The sequence below is a fragment of the Rhizobium sp. PL01 genome, from assembly GCF_033447125.1.
In the GTDB taxonomy this organism is placed as follows: Bacteria; Pseudomonadota; Alphaproteobacteria; order Rhizobiales; family Rhizobiaceae; genus Pararhizobium.
Map to the genome: position 1 here is coordinate 57045 of NZ_JAWQUM010000005.1, position 23465 is coordinate 80509.

Genomic DNA, 23465 nt, shown 5'->3' on the forward strand with positions numbered 1-23465 from the left:
TTAAGATTACGGTAAGTTAATTTGACATGATTTAGTGTTAGTTAATACAAATTGCCCGTTGATGGACGTTTTTTGATAAGTGCTCCCATGTTGCGTATCGAGTATTGAACTTGGGTATTTTTTATCAAGTCTGATTTTGTGAGAAATGGAACCCGCCGCGGAATTTTCCGGGCGGGTTCTTTGCGTTTCAGTCGCTTGCTCAACTGTTGGCGTTATGCGCCGCAAGGGCTGCCATGTTTACGATGTCGGAGTCTTTCGCGGACATCGAAACAATCTGGACCGATTTGTCGAGGCCAACGAGCAGTGGGCCGATGACGGTCGAGCCGCCCAGTTCCTGAAGCATCTTTGTCGATATCGATGCCGAATGGAACGCCGGCATGACCAAGACGTTCGCCGGGCCGGTGAGGCGGCAGAAGGGATACTGCTCCATCACCTTGGCATTCAACGCGACATCAGCCGCCATCTCGCCATCATACTCGAAATCGACCCTGCGCTTGTCGAGCAGTTTGACCGCCTCGCGCACGCGCTCTGAACGTTCTCCGGAAGGATGGCCGAATGTCGAATAGGCGAGAAGTGCGACGCGCGGCACGTAGCCGAGACGGCGGGCAAGGCCTGCAGCCTCTTCGGCGATATCGGCCAGTTCATCCGCCGACGGCATGTCGTGAACTGCGGTATCGGCAACCAGCACGGTGCGGCCGCGGCACAGCGCCAGCGACACGCCGATCACCCGGTGGCCGGGCTTTTCGTCGATACAACGGCGCACATCCTCGAGCGCGGTGGAGTAATTGCGGGTGATGCCCGTCACCATGCCGTCGGCATCGCCCAGCGCCACCATGCACGCAGCGAAGTGGTTGCGGTCGTTGTTGATCAGGCGCTGTGCATCGCGAAACAGGTAGCCCTTCCGCTGCAGCCGGGCATAAAGATAGTCGGTATACGCGCCAGTGCGCTTCGATATACGGGCATTGACAAGCTGGATGCCCGGCCGGTCGAGATCTATGCCTTCACGCGCCGCCGTTTCGCGCATCCGGTCCTCGCGGCCGAGAAGCATGGCGGTGCCGAGTTCCTGATTGGCATAGGCAACGGCCGACCGCATCATCTGCACTTCTTCGCCTTCGGCAAAGACGATACGCTTGGGCTGGCGGCGGACGCGCTCATAGATGCGCTGCAGCGTTGAGGCGATCGGGTCGCGTCGGGCAGACAGCTGGCGGCCATAGGCGGCAAGATCCGGGATCTGCTTGCGGGCAACACCGCTCTCCATCGCGGCCTTGGCGACGGCAACCGGAATGGCCGAGATCAGGCGCGGATCGAAGGGAACGGGGATGATGTATTGTGGACCGAAGCGCGGGCGGTTGCCCTGATACGCGGCCGCGACGTCATCGGGAACGTCTTCCTTGGCAAGGCTTGCCAGCGCCTGCGCGGCGGCGATCTTCATCTCTTCGTTGATGGTCGAGGCGTGCACGTCGAGCGCGCCACGGAAGATGTAGGGGAAGCCGAGGACGTTGTTGACCTGATTCGGATAGTCGGACCGCCCGGTCGCCATGATCGCGTCATCGCGAATGCGGGCGACTTCTTCCGGGGTGATTTCCGGATCGGGATTGGCCATCGCAAAGATGATCGGCCGGGCGGCCATTGAGCGGATCATCTCCTCCGACAGCGCACCCTTCTGTGAAAGACCGAAAACGACGTCGGCACCGTCCATGGCTTCCGTCAGCGTGCGGAGGTCGGTCTTCACTGCATGCGCGGATTTCCACTGATTCATGCCTTCGGTGCGGCCTTGGTAGATCACGCCCTTGGTATCACAGAGAATAATGTTGGCCGGGGTGAAGCCCATCGATTTGATCAGCTCAATGCAGGCGATCGCCGCTGCACCGGCGCCGTTACAGACGAGCTTGGTCGTCTTGAAATCACGGCCGGTGAGCGTCAGCGCGTTGATCAGGCCGGCAGCCGCGATGATGGCGGTGCCGTGCTGGTCGTCATGGAACACCGGGATGTCCATGATCTCGCGCAGCTTCTGCTCGATGATGAAACATTCCGGCGCCTTGATATCCTCGAGATTGATGCCACCGAAGGAGGGGCCGAGAAAGCGCACGCAGTTGATGAACTCGTCGACATTTTCGGTGTCGACTTCCAGGTCGATCGAATCGACATCGGCAAAGCGCTTGAAGAGCACGGACTTGCCCTCCATCACTGGCTTGGAGGCCAGCGCGCCGAGATTGCCGAGGCCAAGGATGGCCGTACCGTTGGAGATAACCGCAACCATGTTGCCGCGGGTCGTATAGTCATAGGCCTTGGAAGGATCGGCGGCGATCGCTTTCACCGGCACCGCGACGCCGGGCGAATAGGCAAGCGACAGGTCGCGCTGCGTCGCCATCGGTTTGGTCGGCGAAATCTCCAGTTTCCCGGGCCGTCCCTGGGAATGGAAATCCAACGCTTCCTGATCCGTGACGCTGGTCGTGCTGCGACCGGGTTTGTCGTTTGCGGGCATAAGTCCTCCAACCTTTTGTGGGCGACGGCTCTCCTCAGCCGCTTTGGTGTTGTCTTCTATAAACGCGCATGGATAGTGTGGCACCACTTTTTTGGAACCAGCATGACTTTTGTAGCCGCGCCAATCACCCGCCCTCCCGAGGTTCTCACCACCGCCCAATTGGCGACGGAGGAGAGCCGCGCCACGGCCACGCCGATGATGGAACAGTTCATCGAGATCAAGGCGAACAATCCGGATTCGATCCTGTTCTACCGGATGGGCGATTTCTATGAACTGTTCTTCCAGGATGCCGTCGAGGCATCGCGGGCGCTCGGAATCACGCTGACGAGACGCGGTCAGCATCTCGGTCAGGACATTCCGATGTGCGGCGTACCGGTGCACGCTGCCGATGATTATCTGCAGAAGCTGATCGGTCTCGGTTTTCGCGTCGCCGTCTGCGAACAGGTCGAGGATCCGGCGGAAGCGAAGAAGCGCGGCGGCAAGTCGGTGGTCAAACGCGATGTCGTGCGTCTTGTCACGCCGGGCACGATCACCGAAGACAAGCTGCTCTCGCCATCGGAATCCAACTACCTGATGGCACTCGCCCGGATTCGCAGCGGTTCCGAGCCTGCCATCGCGCTCGCCTGGATCGACATTTCCACCGGCGTCTTCCGGCTATCTGAAACCACCGAAACACGGCTGCTGGCCGATATCCTGCGCATCGAACCGCGCGAACTGATCCTTGCCGATACGGTTTTTCACGATCCGGAGATGCGCCCGGTCATCGATATTCTCGGACGTGTCGCCGTTCCGCAACCTGCGGTGCTGTTCGATAGTGCCACGGCAGAAAACCGCGTCACGCGCTATTATGGCGTCAAGACGCTCGATGGCTTCGGCAGCTTTTCGCGCGCCGAACTCGCCGCCGCATCGGCCGCGATTTCCTATGTCGAAAAGACCCAGCTTGCCGAACGTCCGCCGTTGGGCGCGCCGGAGCGCGAAAGTGCGGCTTCGACACTGTTCATCGATCCGGCTACCCGCACTAATCTCGAACTGGTCAAGACACAGTCCGGCGACCGTAATGGCACGCTTTTGAAGGCACTGGACCGGACCGTGACCGGCGGTGGCGCCCGCCTGCTTGCCGAGCGGTTGATGTCGCCGCTGACGGATCCGGAGCGGATCACTGCCCGACTCGACTCCATCACCGCACTTGCCGACCAGCCATCGTTTTGCGGCGATCTGCGCGCCGCATTGAAACACGTGCCGGACATGCCGCGCGCCCTATCGCGCCTGTCGCTCGGCCGTGGCGGTCCGCGTGATCTCGGCAGCATTCTTGCCGGGTGCCAGTCCGCCGTCGAAGTTGCCGGCCTGCTTGGACGCGGTGATCTCTCCGCAGAACTCGGTGTCGCATTGCAGGCGGTGAAGGCACTACCAGACGACATGGTCCTGCAACTTGCTTCTATTCTTGGCGATGAACTGCCGTTGCTGAAACGTGACGGCGGTTTCCTGAGGGATGGCGCGAACCCGGAACTCGACGAGATGCGGGCGCTGCGCGACCAGTCCCGCCGGGTGATCGCCGGCCTGCAGCTCGATTATGCCGAAGAGACTGGCATCAAGTCATTGAAGATCAAGTACAACAATGTGCTCGGTTATTTCATTGAGGTGACGCAGGGCAATGCCGGGCCGATGACCGATAGCCCGGAGGCAAAATCCCGGTTCATTCATCGCCAGACCATGGCCAATGCCATGCGGTTCACCACGACTGAGCTGGCGGCGCTGGAAACCAAGATTGCCAACGCCGCCGACCGCGCGCTGACCATCGAGCTGGAAGCCTTCGACCGTCTTTCTGCTGTAGTCGTGATGGAAGCGGAAGCCATCAAGGCCGCGGCCCAGGCGCTTGCCGTTGTCGACGTGTCCGCAGGGCTCGCAACGCTTGCCGAGGAACAGGCCTATTGCCGTCCGCTGGTCGATACGTCGAAAATGTTTTCCATCGACGGCGGCCGTCATCCGGTCGTTGAACAGGCTCTGCGGCGCCAGTCCGGCGCTGCCTTCGTCGCCAATGTCTGCGATTTGTCGCCGCACGAAGGCGAGGGTGATGGCGCAATCTGGTTGCTGACTGGTCCCAACATGGGCGGTAAATCGACCTTCCTGCGGCAAAACGCGCTGATCGCCATCATGGCGCAGATGGGGTCGTTCGTGCCCGCGGCATCTGCCCATATCGGCATTGTCGACCGGCTGTTTTCCCGCGTCGGCGCATCCGATGACCTTGCCCGCGGCCGCTCCACCTTCATGGTCGAAATGGTCGAGACGGCGGCGATCCTCAATCAGGCGACCGATCGCTCTCTCGTCATCCTAGATGAAATTGGCCGTGGCACCGCAACGTTCGATGGTTTGTCGATCGCCTGGGCTTCGGTCGAGCACCTGCACGAGGGCAACCGCTGCCGCGGATTGTTCGCCACGCATTTCCATGAATTGACGGTGCTGTCCGAAAAGCTCGAGCGCCTGTCGAACGCCACCATGCGCGTCAAGGAATGGGACGGCGAGGTCATCTTCCTGCACGAGGTTGGACCGGGCGCTGCCGATCGCTCCTACGGTATCCAGGTCGCTCGTCTCGCCGGATTGCCCGCTTCGGTCGTTTCGCGTGCCAAGGATGTGCTGGCAAAGCTTGAGGATGCTGACCGCAAGAACCCGGCCAGCCAGCTGATTGACGATCTGCCGCTGTTCCAGGTGGCCATCCGCCGCGAGGAGAAGGTAAAGGCTGGTCCATCGAAGGTTGAAGAGGCTTTGAAAAGCCTCAATCCCGATGATATGACGCCACGAGAGGCCATGGATGCGCTTTACGCGCTGAAGAAGCAGCTTGGTAATTCTTGATCGCTAAAGTCTTGTCCATTCTCGGGCAAAAAGGCTATAGCGCATGCACAAGCAGCGGCTCGCAGAGCCTGCCGGACAGGAAGACGGTCGGCCTTTGATGACCATACATGAGACGTCATTTCCCGATATCCTGAATGTTGCGGCACTCAGGGCCAAGTGCAGTTTCATCGCTTCTGCGCATGCGGAACACCGCGACATGATGCGCCAGGCACTGCTCGCAGCCTTCAAGCAGGCCAATCTAGCCGGCCGCGAAAAGGCCCATGAACTGTTGCTCCAGGATGGCAGCGGGTTGAAATGCGCCGAACGGATTTCCTGGCTGCAGGACCAGCTGATCACCGTTCTTCATGATTTCGTGCTGAACGAAGTTTTCAACGCTGCCAATGCACAGCCTTGGACCCGCATCGCCGTCACCGCCGTCGGCGGTTATGGCCGTGGTACACTGGCGCCTGGCTCCGATATCGATCTTCTTTTCCTGCTGCCGTTGAAGAAGGCTGTCTGGGCCGAGCCCGCCATCGAGTTCATGCTCTATATCCTGTGGGACCTTGGCTTCAAGGTCGGCCATGCCACGCGCACGATCGAGGAGTGCATCCGGCTGTCGCGCGGCGACATGACGATCCGCACGGCCATTCTCGAAACGCGCTTCATCTGCGGTTCAAGGGAGCTGGCCGACGAGCTGGAAATCCGTTTCGATAGCGAAATCGTCAAGAATACCGGCCCCGATTTCATTGCTGCCAAACTTGCCGAGCGCGATGAACGCCACCGCAAGGCCGGCGATACGCGCTATCTCGTCGAGCCGAACGTCAAGGAAGGCAAGGGCGGCCTGCGCGACATCCACACGCTGTTCTGGATCGCCAAATATTTCTACCGGGTGAAGGATTCGGCCGATCTCATCAAGCTCGGGGTATTGTCGCGGCAGGAATACGCGCTGTTCCAGAAAGCCGACGATTTCCTCTGGGCGGTGCGCTGCCACATGCACTTCCTGACCGGAAAGGCGGAAGAGCGGCTATCCTTCGATATCCAGCGCGAGATCGCCGAAAGCCTCGGCTATCACGACCACCCCGGCATGACCGCCGTCGAGCGCTTCATGAAGCACTACTTCCTGGTCGCCAAGAGTGTCGGCGATCTCACCCGCATCTTCTGCGCAGCCCTTGAGGACCAGCAGGCCAAGCAGCTTCCGGGGTTCACCGCTGCGCTCAGCCGCTTCACCCACCGCATCCGCAAGATCGCTGGCACCCTTGAATTCGTCGATGACGGCGGCCGCATTGCGCTGGCCACCCCGGATATCTTCAAGCGCGACCCGATCAACCTGATCCGCATTTTTCATGTGGCAGATATCAATGGGCTGGAGTTCCATCCTGCTGCCCTGAAGCAGGTCACCCGATCGCTCGGACTGATCACGCCTGCCGTGCGTGATAACGAGGAGGCCAACCGTCTCTTCATGTCGATGCTGACCTCGCGCCGCGATCCTGAGCTGATTTTGAGGCGGATGAACGAGGCGGGTGTGCTTGGCCGCTTTATCCCGGAGTTCGGCAAGATCGTCTCGCTGATGCAGTTCAACATGTATCACCACTATACCGTGGACGAGCACCTGCTGCGTGCGGTCGATGTGCTGGCCAGGATCGATCAGGGCCGCGACGAGGAGCTGCATCCGCTCGCCGTCAAGCTGATGCCGGGCGTCGAGGATCGCACTGCGCTGTTCGTCGCCGTCCTTCTGCATGACGTCGCAAAGGGCCGCCCGGAAGATCACTCGACCGCCGGCGCCAAGGTCGCCCGCAAGCTTTGCCCGCGCTTCGGCATGACGCCCAAGCAGACCGAAACGGTGGCATGGCTGATCGAAGAGCATCTGACCATGTCGATGGTGGCGCAGACGCGCGATCTGAACGACCGCAAGACGATCATCGACTTCACCGAAAAGGTGCAATCGCTCGACCGTCTGAAAATGCTCTTGATCCTGACGATCGCCGATATCCGCGCCGTCGGTCCAGGTGTCTGGAACGGCTGGAAGGGCCAGCTGCTACGGACGCTTTATTACGAGACCGAACTGCTGTTATCAGGCGGCTTTTCCGATCTGCCGCGCAAGGAGCGTGCGGCGCATGCGGCCGATGTGCTGTTCGAGGCTTTGGCGGATTGGAGCCAGAAGGACCGCAAGACCTATACCAAGCTGCACTACCAGCCCTATTTGTTGTCCGTGCCGCTCGAAGACCAGTTGCGCCACGCCCGCTTCATTCGCGAGGCTGACAAGACTGGCCGCGCGCTGGCGACGATGGTGCGCACGCACCAGTTCCACGCCATCACCGAGATCACCATCCTGTCGCCGGACCATCCGCGTCTGCTGGCCGTCATCGCAGGCGCCTGTGCCGCCGCTGGCGCCAACATTGTCGATGCGCAGATTTTCACGACCTCGGACGGCCGGGCGCTGGATACGATTCTGATTACCCGCGAGTTTCCGGTCGATGATGACGAGATGCGCCGGGCGGCGAATATCGGCAAGATGATCGAGGATGTCCTGTCGGGCAAGAAGCGCCTGCCGGAGGTAATCGCCAGCCGCACGAAACACCGCAAGCGCAACAAGGCCTTCACGGTGCCGCCGGCCGTCACCATCAGCAACAGCCTGTCAAACAAGTTCACCGTCATCGAGGTCGAGTGCCTTGATCGCACCGGCCTGTTGTCGGAAGTCACCGCCGTATTGTCCGATCTGTCGCTCGACATTGCCTCGGCGCACATCACCACTTTCGGCGAGAAGGTCATCGACACGTTTTATGTCACCGACCTCGTCGGCCAGAAGATCACCAACGAGGCCCGGCAGAGCAATATCATTGCGCGGCTGAAGGCCGTGATGTCGGACGAAGCGGACGAGATGCGCGACCGCATGCCCTCCGGCATGATCGCGCCGCAACACACGCGCTCTGTTACCGGTGCCAAAAAAACCAAGGCAGAATCATGAGCCTCGTCAAGAAATTCATGACCGTCGGCGGCGCCACGCTCGGCAGCCGCATCTTCGGTTTCGCCCGTGAAATGCTGATGGCGGCGGCACTTGGCACTGGCCCGATGGCTGACGTCTTTTATGCAGCGTTCCGGTTCCCCAATCTGTTCCGCCGGTTGTTTGCCGAAGGTGCCTTCAACGCAGCCTTCGTGCCGCTGTTTTCCAAGGAGATCGAAGCCAACGGCACGGATGGCGCCAAGCGTTTCTCCGAAGAAGTGTTCGGCGTGCTGTTCACGGTGCTTTTGCTGATCACCATGGCGATGGAACTGTCGATGCCGCTTCTGGTGCGCTTCGTCATCGCGCCCGGTTTTGCCGATGATGTCGAGAAATCGAGCCTCACCGTGCGTATGGCGATGGTGATGTTCCCCTATCTCATGTGCATGTCGTTGACCGCGATGATGAGCGGCATGCTCAATTCGCTGCATCACTTCTTCGCTGCCGCCGTCGCGCCGATTTTCCTCAATGTCGTGATGATCGGTGCCCTGTTTTATGCGCTCTACACTGGCGCCGATCCGCTCACGACTGCCTGGTATCTGTCCTGGGGCGTCATGGTGGCAGGCGTGCTGCAGCTTGGGGTCGTCTATCTCGGCGTCCGGCATGCCGGCATGAGCATCGGCCTCAAGTTTCCCCGCTTTACGCCCAACGTCAAACGCCTGCTGATCCTGGCGGTCCCCGCCGCCATCACCGGCGGTATCACCCAGATCAACCAGTTGATCGGCCAGGCGATCGCCTCGGCACAGGATGGCGCCATCGCCGCCCTGCAATATGCCGACCGCATCTATCAGCTTCCGCTGGGTGTCGTCGGCGTCGCTGTCGGTGTCGTGCTGCTGCCGGAATTGTCGCGCGCGCTGAAGGGCGGCCATCTGCGCGAAGCTGGATATCTGCAGAACCGGTCGATCGAATTCGTGCTATTCCTGACCATTCCGGCTGCTTTTGCCCTCTGGATACTCTCTGATGAGATCATTCGGGTGCTGTTTGAGCGCGGCGCCTTCCATGCGGGGAATACTGCTGTCGTCGGCTCGATCCTTGCCATTTACGGCATTGGCCTGCCGGCCTTTGTTCTGATCAAGGCGCTGCAGCCGGGTTTCTACGCCCGCGAGGACACCAAGACGCCGATGCGGTTCTCGGCCGTTGCCGTTGCCGCCAATTGCGCTCTGGCAATCACGTTGTTTCCGCGCCTCGGTGCGCCGGGCATCGCGGTTGCCGAAGCCACGGCTGGCTGGATCAGTACGGTTCTGCTTTTCAGCACGCTGCTGTGGCGCGGTCATCTCACGTGGGAATGGGCGCTCTTGCGCCGTACGGTACTTTTGATCGTTGCCGCGTCGATCATGGGCGGCGTTCTCTATTATCTGCGCAGTGTCTTTGCCGTCTCGCTGGCATCAGGGTCGCCGTTCTGGACGAAGCTGGGCGCGCTTGGAATTCTGATCAGCGTCTCGATGGTCGTATACTTCGCCGTCGCTTTCCTGATCGGTGGAGCGGATCTGTCGATGATCCGGCGCAACATCAAACGCAAGGGTGCTGCGGCTGCACCGCCGCCAGCAGATAGCTAAAGAAACAGCCGTTACGCGCGCTTTCCCGAACGGCGCTTGGCGCTGAGGAAGTGGCGCTTCGACTTGCCGCAATAGGCCCATTGACGCCGGGCTCCGGTATCGACATGGACGATACCATTGCAATAGCGGCCGATGCCGCCGATGCCCGGGGCGGTTCGTGCTGCCGCGAGTATAGCGCTTTCCGAAACACCGGGCACGCGGATATCGGCCGCCTGACAAAACCGGTGCATTGAGCCGGAACGATGGGAGCGCGGCCGATGACCAGAGGTCACCAGCGGCCGGCGGCCGGTTTTCGCAGCGATATGCGCCAAAATGCCCTCGAGACGCGGTGAAAAGCAGCCGGTTCTGACCGATACGGTCTGGACGGCATAGGCCGTGGTTCTGGTATGCACGGGCAGTTTCGCTTTGCGCGGGCGGTCGTCCGTGGCCTCGGCGATAGCGAAATTGGAAACGGCGAGCAGGCACGCAAGAGCGAGGGATAATAGGTTACGCATGACAATCCTTTGGCATGCCCCCTTCAGCATCCGGTGCTGGATCGGGGCACATGCAAATGTCGGTTCGACGCGCCCTTTTGCGCGCGGTACAGCGGAATGAACTCGGCTGGGAACCTGGGTGTAGTCGCGGATTGGCAAATTCATCCGAAATAAAGCAATTTTATGAAATTTTCTTCTTGTAGCTCTAATTAGCTATGCCGTATTGCCGCCTTCTTCGTTAATGCAAGCGGAACATTAGAGGAAAAAATTCCAATTCAGGTCTTTGGATTCAAAGCCTTTGGCGGCCCGTTCCTTCGCCATGGGTGGAATTTGCTGCCAGCGTAGAGCGTGCGCCTCTTGATCGCCGCTATTCCAGTGTGCATAAGCCCGCCAACAGCAACAGAGGCCGGGCCCTCCACAAGCCCGAATGAGGACACGATGTCAGAATTCAAGCCGCTCGTTTTTTCCGGCGTCCAGCCGACAGGCAATCTCCACCTCGGCAATTATCTCGGCGCGATCCGCAAGTTCGTGGCGCTGCAGGAAAACAATGACTGCATCTATTGCGTCGTCGATCTGCACGCGATCACCGCGCAGCTGGTGCATGAGGACATGCCCGGCCAGATCCGCTCGATCGCCGCCGCCTTCATCGCCTCGGGCATCGATCCGTCAAAGCACATCGTCTTCAACCAGTCGGCCGTGCCGCAGCATGCCGAGCTGGCCTGGATCTTCAATTGCGTCGCCCGCATCGGCTGGATGGAACGCATGACCCAGTTCAAGGACAAGTCTGGCGGCAAGAATGCCGAGCAGATGTCACTCGGGCTCTTGGCCTATCCGAGCCTGATGGCCGCCGACATTCTCGTCTACCGCGCCACCCATGTGCCTGTCGGCGATGACCAGAAGCAGCATCTGGAGCTTGCCCGCGATATTGCCCAGAAGTTCAACATCGACTTCGGCGACCATATCCGCCGGACCGATTACGGCATCGATATCAAGGTCGGCGAAGAGCCGGTGCATGCCTATTTCCCGATGGTCGAGCCACTGATCGGCGGTCCGGCGCCGCGCGTCATGTCCCTGCGTGACGGCACCAAGAAGATGTCGAAGTCGGATGCGTCCGACCTGTCACGCATCAACCTGATGGACGATGCCGACATGATCTCGAAGAAGATCCGCAAGGCGAAGACCGATCCGGATGCCTTGCCAAGCGAAGTCGATGGACTGAAGGGCCGTCCCGAAGCCGACAATCTCGTCGGCATCTACGCGGCTTTGTCGGACAAGACCAAACAGGAGGTTCTCGGTGAGTTTGGCGGCCAGCAGTTCTCGGTCTTCAAGCCGGCGCTGGTTGATCTGGCCGTGACCGTTCTTGCCCCGATCTCGGGCGAAATGCGCCGTCTGATGGGCGACACCACCCATATTGACGGTATCCTGCGTGATGGCGGCGAACGGGCTCGTGCACGGGCAGAAGTGACGATGAAACAGGTCCGTGAAATCGTCGGCTTCTTGCAATAATTCGCCGCAAATGAGTCCTTGCAGCCAGAAATATCGGGTGTAAGAGTCGCCTCATGGTTTCAACACGACTCTCAAGACTGGAAGGTCACCGCCGCAAATTCATGGCGGTGATCGACGATACGCCGGAATGCGGCCGCGCCGTCCACTATGCCGGCATGCGCGCCAAAAACTCCAATGGCGGTCTGGTTCTGCTCTATGTCATCGCCGATGCCGACTTCCAGCAATGGCTGGGTGTCGAGGGCATCATGCGGGCGGAAGCCCGCGCCGAGGCTGAGGCAACGCTTGCCAAGATTGCCCAGACGGTGCGCGAGACAATCGGTATCGAACCGGAAATGGTCATTCGTGAAGGTGGCGCGACGGACCAGATCTACAGCCTGATCGAGGAAGATCGCGATATCGCCATCCTCGTGCTGGCCGCCGGTTCGGCCAAGGATGGGCCGGGTCCGCTGGTCTCTTCAATCGCCGGCAAGACCGCAGCATTCCCGATTCCGGTTACGGTCATACCGGATTTGCTGACGGACGAGGAAATCGACGCGCTAAGTTGAGACCGGCCATGGGTGGCAGGATCAACGGAATTGATCCTGGGGCGGCCGAAACGCTGGTCCATGCATCTTGAAGCCAGCGACCAAACCGCTTATATTCTTTTGAATAATTCTAAACAGGCTGGTTGAACCCGATCCCGGCCGACGCGGAGCAAAGACATGTTCATCCAGACCGAAGCCACGCCGAACCCCGCCACGCTGAAATTCCTGCCTGGCAAGGTGGTGATGGAAAACGGCACGGCGGAATTCCGTGATGAGGAAGAAGCCGCAGCCGGCTCCGCTCTTGCTGCGCGCCTGTTCATGATCCCCGGCGTCACCGGCGTCTATTTCGGTTATGATTTCATCACCGTTACCAAGGATGCGCAGGAATGGCAGCACCTGAAGCCTGCGATCCTCGGTTCGATCATGGAGCATTTCATGTCCGGCCAGCCGGTCATGGCAGTCCACACGCGCGCTGAAGAAAGCGATCAGGACGGCGAGTTCTTTGAGGAAGGCGACGAAACGATCGTCGCGACCATCAAGGAATTGCTGGAAACCCGCGTTCGCCCGGCTGTTGCCCAGGATGGTGGTGACATCACCTTCAAGGGTTTTCGCGATGGCACCGTCTTCCTCAACATGAAGGGCGCCTGCGCCGGCTGCCCGTCCTCGACGGCAACGTTGAAGCACGGCGTGCAGAACCTGCTTCACCATTTCATCCCTGAAGTGCAGGCGGTCGAAGCCGTCTGAGCGAGCGTTCCTCCGTGCAGCGACTATCCATCACAGTTGAAAAAGCATGATCGTCCTGGCCATTGATACGGCTGGGACGGGCTGCTTTGCTGCAGTCTATGACAGCGCCACTGATACGGTAGTGGCTTCCGCTGGCGCGGATATTGGCCGTGGCCATGCCGAGCAGCTTATGGGCTTTATCGATGAAGCGCTGGCGGCAGCTGGCAAGGTGCTTGCGGATATCGATCGCATCGCCGTCACTGTCGGCCCTGGTTCGTTCACCGGCATCCGCGTCGGCGTGGCCGCAGCCCGTGGTTTTGCGCTGGCGCTGAATGTGCCTGCCGCCGGCATCACAACACTTGCCGCCATTGCAGAAGCTGCCCGCGAAGCGCATCCGGAGCGCGCCATACTGGCGACGATCGATGCCAAGCGCGAAGAGCTTTATTGCCAAAGTTTCGAGGCAGACGGCACGCCGCGCAGCGAAGCACTGATGCTTGAAATTCCGGAGGCGCAGAGACTGTTTGCCGATTTCGACGGTCTCATCTGCGGTACCGCCGCCAAACATCTGACCGACCCTCCGCTCGAAAACGCTGCGCAAACGGACCTCACGGATATCCGTCTCGTCGGCCGGCTCGGAGCCGCCGCTGATCCTTCGCAGGGCAAGCCGAGCCCGCTTTATCTGCGAGGCCCAGACGTCAAGTCGCAGGCCGGTTTTGCGGTGGCGCGAGCATAAGATGTCGCTGACCGACTATTTCGTCCGCAAACCGGAATTCGAAATCTTCGCCCTGGAAACGGCAGACCTGCCGCAGGCCGCCGCTATCCACAAATCGCGCTTCACCCATGCCTGGAGCGATGGGGAACTGCATTCGCTGCTGATCCAGGATACCGTTTTCGGCTTCATCGCCCGCCAGAGCAACGCTTATACGCGGCCGTTTATCACGCAACCGCTTGCCGGCGGCTTTGTCCTGTCGCGTGTTGCGGGCGGGGAAGCGGAAATCCTGACCATCGGCATCGATCCGCGGTTTTCGCGCCTGGGCCTCGGTTGGCGGTTGATGCGGGCAGCATTGCGTGAGGCACGCGATCAGGCTGCCGAAGCTGTTTTCCTCGAAGTCGACGAGACCAATATCGCCGCCATCGCTCTTTACCGGAAGCTCGGCTTTGCCAAGGTCGGTGAGAGACGTGCATATTATCAAGATGTTAACGGCGCTAAAACCGGCGCCCTTGTCATGCGCCTCGATCTTGGCTAGCCGTACCCGCCTTGAACCGACTGATTTGAAGCGGACCTGGAAGAGAAAACGCGCTTGCACCGCAATCCCAACAGACCATGCAGAGATCACGATAGACGCGGCGTCCCGCCGCAGATGGTGATGCCAAACATCGTGCTGGGAAGCCGCGCGTGATCAACTGGTTGCGCGTCGCGCTCTGCATGACGGTTCTGGTGGTTGCCACGCTCGTCATGGCACCGGTGCAGATTCTTTTTCTCTGGCTGGACACGCCGCAACGCCGCACGCTGCCGCGCCTGTGGCACCGCATGGCCTGCCGCCTGGTCGGTATCCGCGTTCGTGTCCATGGCACGCCGGACCGGCAGCGGCCGCTGATGCTGGTGTCGAACCACGCCAGCTGGAAGGATATTCTCGTTCTCGGCTCGATCGCCGATGTCGTGTTCGTCGCCAAGTCCGACGTCAAGGCCTGGCCGGTATTTGGCCTTCTCGCGCGGCTGCAGGCGACGATCTTCATCACGCGTGATCAGAAGCGCACGACTGGCAATCAGGTCAACGAGATCGGCAAGCGGCTGGCCAATGGCGAGATCGTCGTTCTGTTTCCCGAAGGCACGACTTCGGATGGCAACCGGCTGCTGGAGATCAAGACGTCGCTGTTTGGCGCCGCCGCCGCCGCCGTGCCGATGTCGCCGACCGGTGCCGTCCATGTGCAGCCCGTCGCCATTGCCTATACAGGCATTCACGGCATGCCGATGGGCCGCTATCACCGCCCGGTCGCCGCCTGGCCGGGCGATATTCCCCTTGGACCGCATCTGCTCGGTATCCTCCATGAGGGCGCGGTCGATGTCGATGTGATCTACGGCGAACAGATCACCTACACGGCAGACAGCAACCGCAAGGTCGTCAGCCGTCAGGTGGAGAAGAGCATCCGCGAGATGCTGGCGCTCAAGCTGCGTGGCCGCTGAGCGAGTAAGAGATCGTTTGGAATGGGATGGGGCTTCAATTTGGCCCCTCTATGCTCTATGGAACCGGGCATGACACAGGAAATCGCCGTTTTATCCGTAAAGCCTGACATGGCTCTCGAAAGCCCGCCGGTCCGCAAGGTCTTCGTGAAGACCTACGGCTGTCAGATGAACGTGTACGATTCCGACCGGATGACGGATGCGCTGGCCAAGGATGGCTACGTTTCGACCGACGTCATGGAAGACGCCGATCTCGTTCTCTTGAACACCTGTCACATCCGCGAGAAAGCCGCCGAGAAAGTCTACTCGGCGCTCGGGCGGCTGCGTGACCTGAAGAAGAAAAAAGCCAGCGAAGGCCGCGAAATGATGATCGGTGTTGCCGGTTGCGTCGCGCAGGCCGAGGGCGACGAAATCCTGCGCCGCGCGCCTGCCGTCGATCTCGTCATCGGCCCGCAAACCTATCACCGGCTGCCCGAAGCACTGAAGCGCGTCCAGCGTGGCGAGCGCGTGCTGGAAACCGATTATGCCATCGAGGACAAGTTCGAGCACCTGCCGGCGCCGGACAAGGCCAAGACCAAGGCGAGGGGCGTGACAGCCTTCCTCACCGTGCAGGAAGGCTGCGACAAGTTCTGTACCTTCTGCGTCGTGCCGTACACGCGCGGCTCCGAGGTCTCCCGGCCGGTGGCCCAGATCGTCACCGAAGCCCAGAAGCTGGTCGATGCCGGCGTGCGCGAGATCACCTTGCTTGGCCAGAACGTCAACGCTTGGCACGGCCTTGGCGCAGACGGCGAAAAATGGGGTCTCGGGCAGCTTCTGCATCGTCTGGCGCGGATCGAGGGCCTTGCCCGCCTGCGCTACACCACCAGCCATCCGCGCGACATGGAAGACAGCCTGATCGAAGCTCATCGCGACCTGAAGCAGTTGATGCCCTATCTGCATCTGCCGATCCAGTCCGGCTCCAACCGCATCCTGAAGGCAATGAACCGGCGCCATACGACGGCCGAGTACATCGCACTGATCGCCCGCATCAAGGCGGCACGTCCCGATCTTGCGCTGTCGGGCGATTTCATCGTCGGTTTTCCCGGTGAGACCGACGAGGATTTCGAAGATACGCTTCGTCTGGTCGAGACGGTTGGTTATGCACAGGCATTTTCATTCAAGTATTCGACCCGTCCGGGAACGCCGGGCGCGGACCTCGAAGATCAGGTGCCGGAAGACGTTAAAGCCAAGCGATTGGAAAGATTGCAAGCTTTGTTGCTAAAACAGCAAAACGAGTTTGCTCAACAGTGTATCGGCAAGACGATCGACCTGCTTCTGGAGAAGCCCGGCCGCATGCCGGGGCAGTTGATCGGCCGCTCGCCCTGGCTGCAGTCCGTGAATGTTGATGCAAACTCATCGCAAATCGGTGACATTGTTTCTGTACGAATCACTGGTGCGGGGCCTAACAGTCTGTTTGCCGAAGTGGTAAGCTGAGGTCCGCTAACTCAAGGAGCCTGACCGCTTGAACGGACACGAATTGGTTTCATCTTCGCCGCGCCAGTCGAAAACATCCGCGACAGACGTCAATCACTTTGTGCTTACATTCGAAAACAACCGGTTCGCCAGCGAACTCTTTGGCCAGTTCGACCAGAACCTCAAGTTGATCGAACAGCGGCTGCATATCGATGCTCGGCCGCGCGGCAATTCCGTTTCGATCTCAGGCGAAGTGATCGCCACCAATCAGGCCCGGCGGGCACTCGATTATCTCTACGGGCGCCTGCAGAACGGCAGCACCGTTGAGACATCCGATGTCGAGGGCGCCATTCGTATGGCCGTCGCTGCTGACGACCAGCTACAGTTGCCGACCATGGAAAAGAAAGCCAAACTGAACCTCGCGCAGATTTCGACGCGCAAGAAGACCGTCGCGGCCCGCACGCCGACGCAGGACGCCTATATGCGCGCGCTGGAGCGGTCCGAACTGGTGTTCGGTGTTGGCCCGGCCGGTACCGGTAAGACCTACCTTGCTGTCGCCCATGCCGCCCAGCTTCTGGAGCGCGGTGCCGTCGATCGCATCGTGCTTTCGCGCCCCGCCGTCGAAGCGGGCGAACGCCTTGGCTTCCTGCCCGGCGATATGAAGGACAAGGTCGATCCTTACCTTCGGCCGCTTTATGACGCACTCTACGACATGATGCCCGGCGACAAGGTCGAGCGGGCGATCACCGCCGGCGTGATCGAAATTGCGCCTCTCGCCTTTATGCGCGGACGCACGCTGGCCAATGCCGCCGTCATCCTTGATGAGGCGCAGAACACCACGGCGATGCAGATGAAGATGTTTCTGACGCGTCTTGGCGAGAACGGCCGGATGATCGTGACGGGTGACCCAAGCCAGGTCGACCTGCCGCGCGGTGTCAAGTCCGGCCTTGTCGAGGCTCTGCAGATCCTTAAGGGTGTCGAAGGCGTGTCGGTCGTCCGCTTCAAGGACGTCGATGTTGTCCGCCATCCAATGGTTGCCCGCATCGTTCGCGCCTATGAGGCAACGACGGCGGTGCATGACGAAAGCGAGCAGAGCGACCGCTAAGGCGGCAGCAAGCCAATCATGACGATCCTTGATATTCAGATCAGTGTAGAGGAGGGCCCTTGGCCCTCCGAAGATGACCTTCTCGTGCTCAGCGAGCGTGTTCTTGGCGCGAGCGCAGATTTCTTGAAGCGTGAAGAAAAGCAGCCGTTCCCGAAAGTATCCCCAGAAGTGTCGCTGGTTTTCACTGACGATACCTCCATCCGGGCGATCAACGCGGAATGGCGCAGCCAGGACAAGCCGACCAACGTCCTGTCTTTCCCTGCTTTTCCGCTCTTACCCGGCAAGATGCCGGGACCCATGCTCGGCGATATCATTCTTGCCCATGAGACGCTGGTTCGGGAGGCCGATGATCTCGGCAAGCCTTTCGATGAGCACCTGACCCACCTCCTGGTGCATGGATTTCTGCATCTTTTCGGCTATGATCACCTCGTTGAGAGTGATGCCGAAAGAATGGAGAGCCTGGAGACTCGCATTTTAGCCGGTCTTGGTTTATCTGATCCCTATGGGGACAGTGATCCCGTTTGATAGTTTGGAACAATGAGCGATTTTAGAGCGCAGCCGGCCCCGGTTGCAAGAGACGAGGCGGAAGCCTCCAGTCAGGACGAAGCGGGCAGTAGTAGCACCGCCCAGAAACCTGAGAACGGCAAGTCAGGCTCCTCCTTCTGGAGCCGTGCAGCCAGGATCTGGCGTGCGGGCAATGCCTCCAGCCTTCGTGACGATCTTACCGATGCGTTGATGACGGGTGCTGCCGATGGCGATACGGCCTTTTCGCCGGCCGAACGCGCCATGCTCAACAATATCCTGCGGTTCCGCGAAATACGTGTCGAGGATGTCATGGTCCCGCGGGCCGATATCGAGGCAGTGGATCTCAGCATCACCATTGGCGAGTTGATGGTCATCTTCGAAGAATCCGGCCGCTCACGCATGCCGGTTTACAGCGAAAGCCTTGATGATCCACGCGGCATGGTCCATATCCGCGACCTGCTTGCCTATGTCACCAAACAGGCTCGCAACAAGCGGCGCAACGGTAGCCGTTCAACCGCGAGTACAACGGTTGGTGCGGCGGAAAAGCCCGAGAAGCCGGTTCGCCAGTTGAAGCCAAGTTTCGATCTCGGCCGTATCGATCTGTCAAAGACGGTCGAAGAGGCCGGCATCATCCGCCAGGTCCTGTTCGTGCCGCCGTCCATGCATGCCTCGGATCTGATGCAGCGCATGCAGGCCGCCCGTATTCAGATGGCGCTGGTGATCGACGAATACGGCGGAACCGATGGCCTCGCCTCACTTGAAGATATCGTCGAAATGGTTGTCGGCGATATCGAAGACGAGCATGACGATGAAGAGGTCATGTTTGCAAAAACCTCTGACGACGTTTTCGTTGCCGATGCCCGTGTCGAACTGGAAGAGATTGCTGCGGCAATCGGCCCGGATTTCGATGTGCGCGAACAGCTTGAAGATGTCGATACGCTTGGCGGACTGGTCTTTGCTGCACTTGGCCGCATTCCGGCACGGGGCGAGGTGGTTCAGGCAATCCCCGGCTTCGAATTCCAGGTTCTTGATGCCGATCCGCGCCGTGTGAAGCGCGTTCGGATTGTTCGCAAGCGCCCACCGGCCCGCCGCCGCCCGTCAAAGGGCGAAGAGGATGTGGGATTTGAGGCTACGCCAGCCGCGGAACCGGAAAAATCACTGCGCGAAACCGGCTAGGCCCGACGCTCGGAGGGCTAAAACGCCTTTCCGGACGGGACAAGCAGCCGCTTTTTTGGAACACTGCCCCACGTTGATTCGGATTGACGGTTTTTGCGCACGCCTTTTGCTGTGCAGATGGCCGGGTGGCGTTTTGCGCCGATTGGGGGAAGTGAATGGAGTGGCTTGCGGGCAGGATCATGCTGTTGTCGGGAGCCCGCCGGGCTCTTGTCGCCTTCGTCGCCGGTTTGATTGCCGTTTTTGCGTTGCCGCCCTTCGGTATTTTCGCGGCGCCGTTTCTGTCATTTCCCATTCTCGTCTGGCTGATCGATGGCGCGTCGGGAAATCCCGACCATGGATTGTTCAGGCGCAGCGTCCCGGCATTTTGGATAGGCTGGTGTTTCGGCTTCGGCTATTTCCTCGGCGGTCTGTGGTGGCTGGGCAATGCGCTTCTTGTCGAAGCGGATGATTTTGCCTGGGCTGTGCCGCTTGCGGTGATCGGCGTCCCAGCGTTCCTCGCATTCTTCTATGCCTTCGCAACGGCAATCGCCCGCATCTTGTGGTCGGATGGCCTCGGCCGGATCGCTGCCCTTGCCTTTGCTTTCGGTCTGTTTGAATGGCTGCGGAGCTTCGTGCTGACCGGCTTTCCTTGGAATGCGATCGGTTATGCGGCCATGCCCGTTCCGCTGATGATGCAGTCGGCGTCCATCATTGGCCTCGGCGGCGTGACGTTGCTTGCCGTTTTCGTTTTTGCAGCCCCAGCACTGATCGGCACGCGCAAGGGCATGCGGTTCGGGCTCAGCGTCGCGGTGCTGCTGATTGCCGCTCATTTCGGCTATGGATATTATCGCCTTGGCCAGCCTTTGCCGCCGCCGGTCGATCCGGCGGTCACGTTTCGCCTCGTTCAGCCGCTGATCGACCAATCGAAGAAATTCGATGACAATGAGCGGATGGCGATTTTTGAAGAACATCTCAAGCTAACGCAGGCGCCGGCCGAAAATGGGGGCAAGCGGCCGGACATCATCATCTGGCCTGAAACCGCCGTTCCGTTCATCCTGACGGAGAATCCGGACGCATTGCTGCGGATTGCCGATGTCCTCCATGATGGCCAGATTCTGATCGCTGGTGCTGTTCGGGCCGAGGATGCCGGCGCGGGGCAGCCGCCACGCTACTACAATTCGATCTACGTCATTGATGACCGCGGCCAGATCGTCGGTGCGTCCGATAAGGTTCACCTTGTCCCCTTTGGCGAATATCTACCACTGGAAAGCCTCCTGTCGGCAGCGGGGCTGGATACGGTGGCTATGCCCGGTGGCTTCTCGGCTGCTGCGACGCGATCGCTGCTGACTTTGCCTGGCGGAAAGACGTTTTATCCGCTGATCTGCTACGAGGCGATCTTTCCAGCCGAAATTGGCAATGATGCGCTGCAGGCAAATGCGTTGTTGAACCTCACCAATGACGCATGGTTCGGCAATACGCCCGGCCCCTATCAGCACTTCCAGCAGGCCCAGCTTCGTTCTGTTGAAACCGGCTTGCCGTTGATCCGTGATGCCAACAGCGGTATTTCCGCTGTCGTCAACGCCCGCGGTGAAGTTGTGACTGGATTTCCGTTCGGCACCCAAGGCTTCGTGGACACACTTTTGCCGGGAAAGCTTGCTTTGCTAATGGAACCACGTGAGCAGCGGCGAAACGGGATGCTACTCGCGTGTCTTCTTCTCGGATTCGCCGTTATTTCCCGCACAAGTTTTATTCTGCGAGAGAATTGACCAAAAACCCCTAAAATTGCATAGTGGTATTCACCATCGATCTTCACCTATGTTCGGGGGGTTTCCGCCCCGGCTACACAACGTGACGTGTAGTCTGCTCTCGGCAAGTGTCCAGGTTATGGAGCAACTGAAACTTCGCTTATTAGGAAACCGCTATGATAGAAAACAAAAAGAAGCCGAATCCTATCGACATTCATGTCGGTAGCCGGATTCGTCTTCGCCGCACCATGCTGGGCATGAGCCAGGAGAAACTCGGAGAGGCTCTCGGGATCACCTTCCAGCAAATCCAGAAATATGAAAAAGGCACGAACCGGGTCGGCGCCAGCCGCCTTCAGAACATCTCAAACATCTTGAATGTTCCGGTATCTTTCTTTTTCGAAGATGCACCGGGCGATTCTTCAACCGGTGCGTCTGGCATGGCAGAAGCATCGAGCTCAAACTACGTGGTCGATTTCCTGTCGTCCTCGGAGGGCCTTCAGCTTAACCGCGCATTCGTCAAGATTGGCGATCCCAAGGTGCGCCGCAAGCTTGTGGACCTCGTCAAGGCTTTGGCAGCAGAAGCGGAAGCCGAATAAGGCTGACGTGAAGACCGAGAATGAAAGAAAGCGGCCGGTCAGTGCCGCTTTTTTTGTGCCTTGACGCAAGGCTCGGATCGGTCGGCGGCTTGGGTCGAAGGCGGCTATCTTACGTAAAATGCTGCATTAAAGCACCAAATGACCGGAAAAACGTTTCTGCCTTGCTCATATAAAGATATATTTATGTCCTTGTGTGCTTGTTTTTTTGTGGCAAAATCACTAACACATCTGAAGCCGTTTTTTTTCTTTGAGGGGACTTCCCGCATGCGCGCAAACTACCTGTTTACGAGTGAATCCGTGGCAGAAGGCCATCCTGACAAGGTCTGCGACCGGATCTCGGATGAAATTGTCGATCTTGTGTATCGTGAAGCCGCCAGGACTGGCGTTGACCCTTGGGGTGTTCGCATCGCCTGCGAAACGCTGGCAACCACCAACCGTGTGATCATCGCCGGTGAAGTCCGGGTGCCGGATACCCTTCTGAAGAAGGACAAGGACGGCAACGTCCTGAAAGACGCCGCCGGTCATCCGGTTATCAATCCTGCGAAGTTCAAGGCCGCTGCCCGCAAGGCCATCCGGGAAATCGGTTACGAGCAGGCCGGCTTCCACTGGAAGACTGCCAAGATCGACGTGCTCTTGCATCCGCAGTCTGCCGATATCGCCCAGGGCGTCGATAGCGCCGCCGACAAGCAGGGCGACGAAGGTGCCGGCGACCAGGGCATCATGTTTGGTTACGCTTGCAAGGAAACGGCAGAACTGATGCCGGCGCCGATCTATTATTCGCACCGTATCCTCGATATCCTGGCAACAGCCCGCAAGAAGGGCGCCGATGAGGCCGGCCGTCTTGGTCCTGATGCCAAGAGCCAGGTCACCGTTCGTTACATCGACGGCAAGCCTTCCGAAGTGACTTCGATCGTTCTGTCCACTCAGCATCTCGACGAGAGCTGGGATTCGGCAAAGGTTCGCAGTGTCGTCGAGCCCTACATCCGCGAAGCGCTGCACGACATCAGCATTGCCGATGACTGCAACTGGTACATCAACCCGACCGGTAAGTTCGTTATCGGCGGACCAGATGGTGATGCGGGCCTCACCGGCCGCAAAATCATCGTCGATACCTATGGCGGCGCGGCCCCGCATGGCGGCGGCGCGTTCTCCGGCAAGGATACGACCAAGGTCGACCGTTCTGCCGCTTATGCTGCGCGCTACCTCGCCAAGAACGTCGTTGCCGCTGGTCTTGCAGACCGTTGCACGATCCAGATCGCCTATGCGATCGGTGTCGCTCAGCCGCTGTCGATCTATGTCGATCTGCACGGCACCGGCAAGGTCACGGAAGACCAGGTCGAAGGCGCGATCCGCAAGACGATGGACCTGTCCCCGTCGGGCATCCGCCGTCATCTGGATCTCAACAAGCCGATCTATGCCAAGACCTCCGCCTACGGCCATTTCGGCCGCAAGGCTGGCCGCGACGGCTCGTTCTCCTGGGAAAAGCTTGATCTCGTCAAGCCGCTCAAGGACGCTCTGAAGGAAGACGCGCTGAAGGCAGCCTGATCCGGCTCTTTACGGATCGACTGATAAAACTGTAAAGCGGATGTTTCCTGACGGAGACGTCCGCTTTTA

At 59.6% G+C, this 23465-nt stretch carries 18 protein-coding genes; 16 read left to right on the top strand and 2 right to left on the bottom strand.

All coding sequences use genetic code 11. The features are described from left to right. Positions 1 to 199: 199 nt before the first annotated feature. Positions 200 to 2485, bottom strand: coding sequence for an NADP-dependent malic enzyme (locus R6X40_RS13465; RefSeq protein WP_318414308.1), 2286 nt, complete (start codon positions 2483 to 2485; stop codon positions 200 to 202). Positions 2486 to 2587: 102 nt separating this feature from the next. On the opposite strand from R6X40_RS13465, the gene mutS reads away from it, so the two are divergent. The 3 genes from mutS to murJ all read left to right on the top strand — a co-directional run bounded on the left by mutS (position 2588) and on the right by murJ (position 9865). Next, positions 2588 to 5332 (top strand): DNA mismatch repair protein MutS, encoded by a 2745-nt coding sequence (gene mutS / locus R6X40_RS13470; RefSeq protein WP_318414309.1) that lies wholly within the window; start codon positions 2588 to 2590, stop codon positions 5330 to 5332. 97 nt (positions 5333 to 5429) lie between these two features. After that, complete coding sequence (locus R6X40_RS13475; protein ID WP_318414310.1) at positions 5430 to 8276, top strand: [protein-PII] uridylyltransferase; 2847 nt, start codon at positions 5430 to 5432, stop codon at positions 8274 to 8276. Then, the gene (murJ, locus tag R6X40_RS13480) at positions 8273 to 9865 is read left to right on the top strand and encodes a murein biosynthesis integral membrane protein MurJ (RefSeq protein WP_318414311.1); all 1593 of its coding nucleotides are present in this window, start codon (positions 8273 to 8275) and stop codon (positions 9863 to 9865) included. The genes R6X40_RS13475 and murJ overlap by 4 nt, the downstream gene beginning before the upstream one ends. Positions 9866 to 9876: 11 nt before the next feature. On the opposite strand, the gene R6X40_RS13485 is transcribed toward murJ, so the two are convergent. Next, positions 9877 to 10359, bottom strand: coding sequence for a YcbK family protein (locus R6X40_RS13485; RefSeq protein ID WP_318414312.1), 483 nt, complete (start codon positions 10357 to 10359; stop codon positions 9877 to 9879). 417 nt (positions 10360 to 10776) lie between these two features. Here R6X40_RS13485 and trpS point away from each other — a divergent pair, with 417 nt between their 5' ends. The 13 genes from trpS to metK all read left to right on the top strand — a co-directional run bounded on the left by trpS (position 10777) and on the right by metK (position 23396). Further along, positions 10777 to 11844 carry a tryptophan--tRNA ligase gene (trpS, locus tag R6X40_RS13490; RefSeq protein WP_318414313.1) on the top strand — a complete coding sequence of 356 codons (1068 nt, stop codon included), beginning with the start codon at positions 10777 to 10779 and terminating at the stop codon, positions 11842 to 11844. A 53-nt stretch (positions 11845 to 11897) separates the two neighbouring features. After that, a complete protein-coding gene (locus R6X40_RS13495) occupies positions 11898 to 12389 on the top strand; it encodes a universal stress protein (RefSeq protein WP_037104521.1) in 492 nt (163 codons plus the stop codon). Positions 12390 to 12545: 156 nt separating this feature from the next. Then, positions 12546 to 13112 (top strand): NifU family protein, encoded by a 567-nt coding sequence (locus R6X40_RS13500; protein WP_318414314.1) that lies wholly within the window; start codon positions 12546 to 12548, stop codon positions 13110 to 13112. 46 nt (positions 13113 to 13158) lie between these two features. Continuing rightward, entirely contained in the window at positions 13159 to 13824 is a 666-nt protein-coding gene (gene tsaB, locus R6X40_RS13505) for a tRNA (adenosine(37)-N6)-threonylcarbamoyltransferase complex dimerization subunit type 1 TsaB (RefSeq protein ID WP_318414315.1), read from the top strand. A gap of 1 nt (position 13825) precedes the next feature. Further along, positions 13826 to 14338, top strand: coding sequence for an N-acetyltransferase (locus R6X40_RS13510; protein ID WP_318414316.1), 513 nt, complete (start codon positions 13826 to 13828; stop codon positions 14336 to 14338). 149 nt (positions 14339 to 14487) lie between these two features. After that, positions 14488 to 15276, top strand: a complete 789-nt coding sequence (locus R6X40_RS13515) for a lysophospholipid acyltransferase family protein (RefSeq protein ID WP_318414317.1) — start codon at positions 14488 to 14490, stop codon at positions 15274 to 15276. A gap of 69 nt (positions 15277 to 15345) precedes the next feature. After that, positions 15346 to 16746: a tRNA (N6-isopentenyl adenosine(37)-C2)-methylthiotransferase MiaB gene (miaB, locus tag R6X40_RS13520; RefSeq protein ID WP_318414318.1), complete on the top strand. Its 1401-nt coding sequence runs from the start codon at positions 15346 to 15348 to the stop codon at positions 16744 to 16746. A gap of 28 nt (positions 16747 to 16774) precedes the next feature. Beyond that, entirely contained in the window at positions 16775 to 17830 is a 1056-nt protein-coding gene (locus R6X40_RS13525; RefSeq protein WP_318414319.1) for a PhoH family protein, read from the top strand. Positions 17831 to 17848: 18 nt separating this feature from the next. Next, the gene (gene ybeY / locus R6X40_RS13530; protein ID WP_318414320.1) at positions 17849 to 18355 is read left to right on the top strand and encodes an rRNA maturation RNase YbeY; all 507 of its coding nucleotides are present in this window, start codon (positions 17849 to 17851) and stop codon (positions 18353 to 18355) included. A gap of 12 nt (positions 18356 to 18367) precedes the next feature. Continuing rightward, the gene (locus R6X40_RS13535) at positions 18368 to 19531 is read left to right on the top strand and encodes a hemolysin family protein (protein WP_318414321.1); all 1164 of its coding nucleotides are present in this window, start codon (positions 18368 to 18370) and stop codon (positions 19529 to 19531) included. Positions 19532 to 19686: 155 nt separating this feature from the next. Then, positions 19687 to 21276: an apolipoprotein N-acyltransferase gene (gene lnt, locus R6X40_RS13540; protein ID WP_318414322.1), complete on the top strand. Its 1590-nt coding sequence runs from the start codon at positions 19687 to 19689 to the stop codon at positions 21274 to 21276. Positions 21277 to 21431: 155 nt separating this feature from the next. Next, positions 21432 to 21851: a helix-turn-helix domain-containing protein gene (locus tag R6X40_RS13545; RefSeq protein ID WP_318414323.1), complete on the top strand. Its 420-nt coding sequence runs from the start codon at positions 21432 to 21434 to the stop codon at positions 21849 to 21851. A 264-nt stretch (positions 21852 to 22115) separates the two neighbouring features. After that, positions 22116 to 23396: a methionine adenosyltransferase gene (gene metK, locus R6X40_RS13550; protein WP_318414324.1), complete on the top strand. Its 1281-nt coding sequence runs from the start codon at positions 22116 to 22118 to the stop codon at positions 23394 to 23396. Positions 23397 to 23465 lie beyond the last annotated feature (69 nt).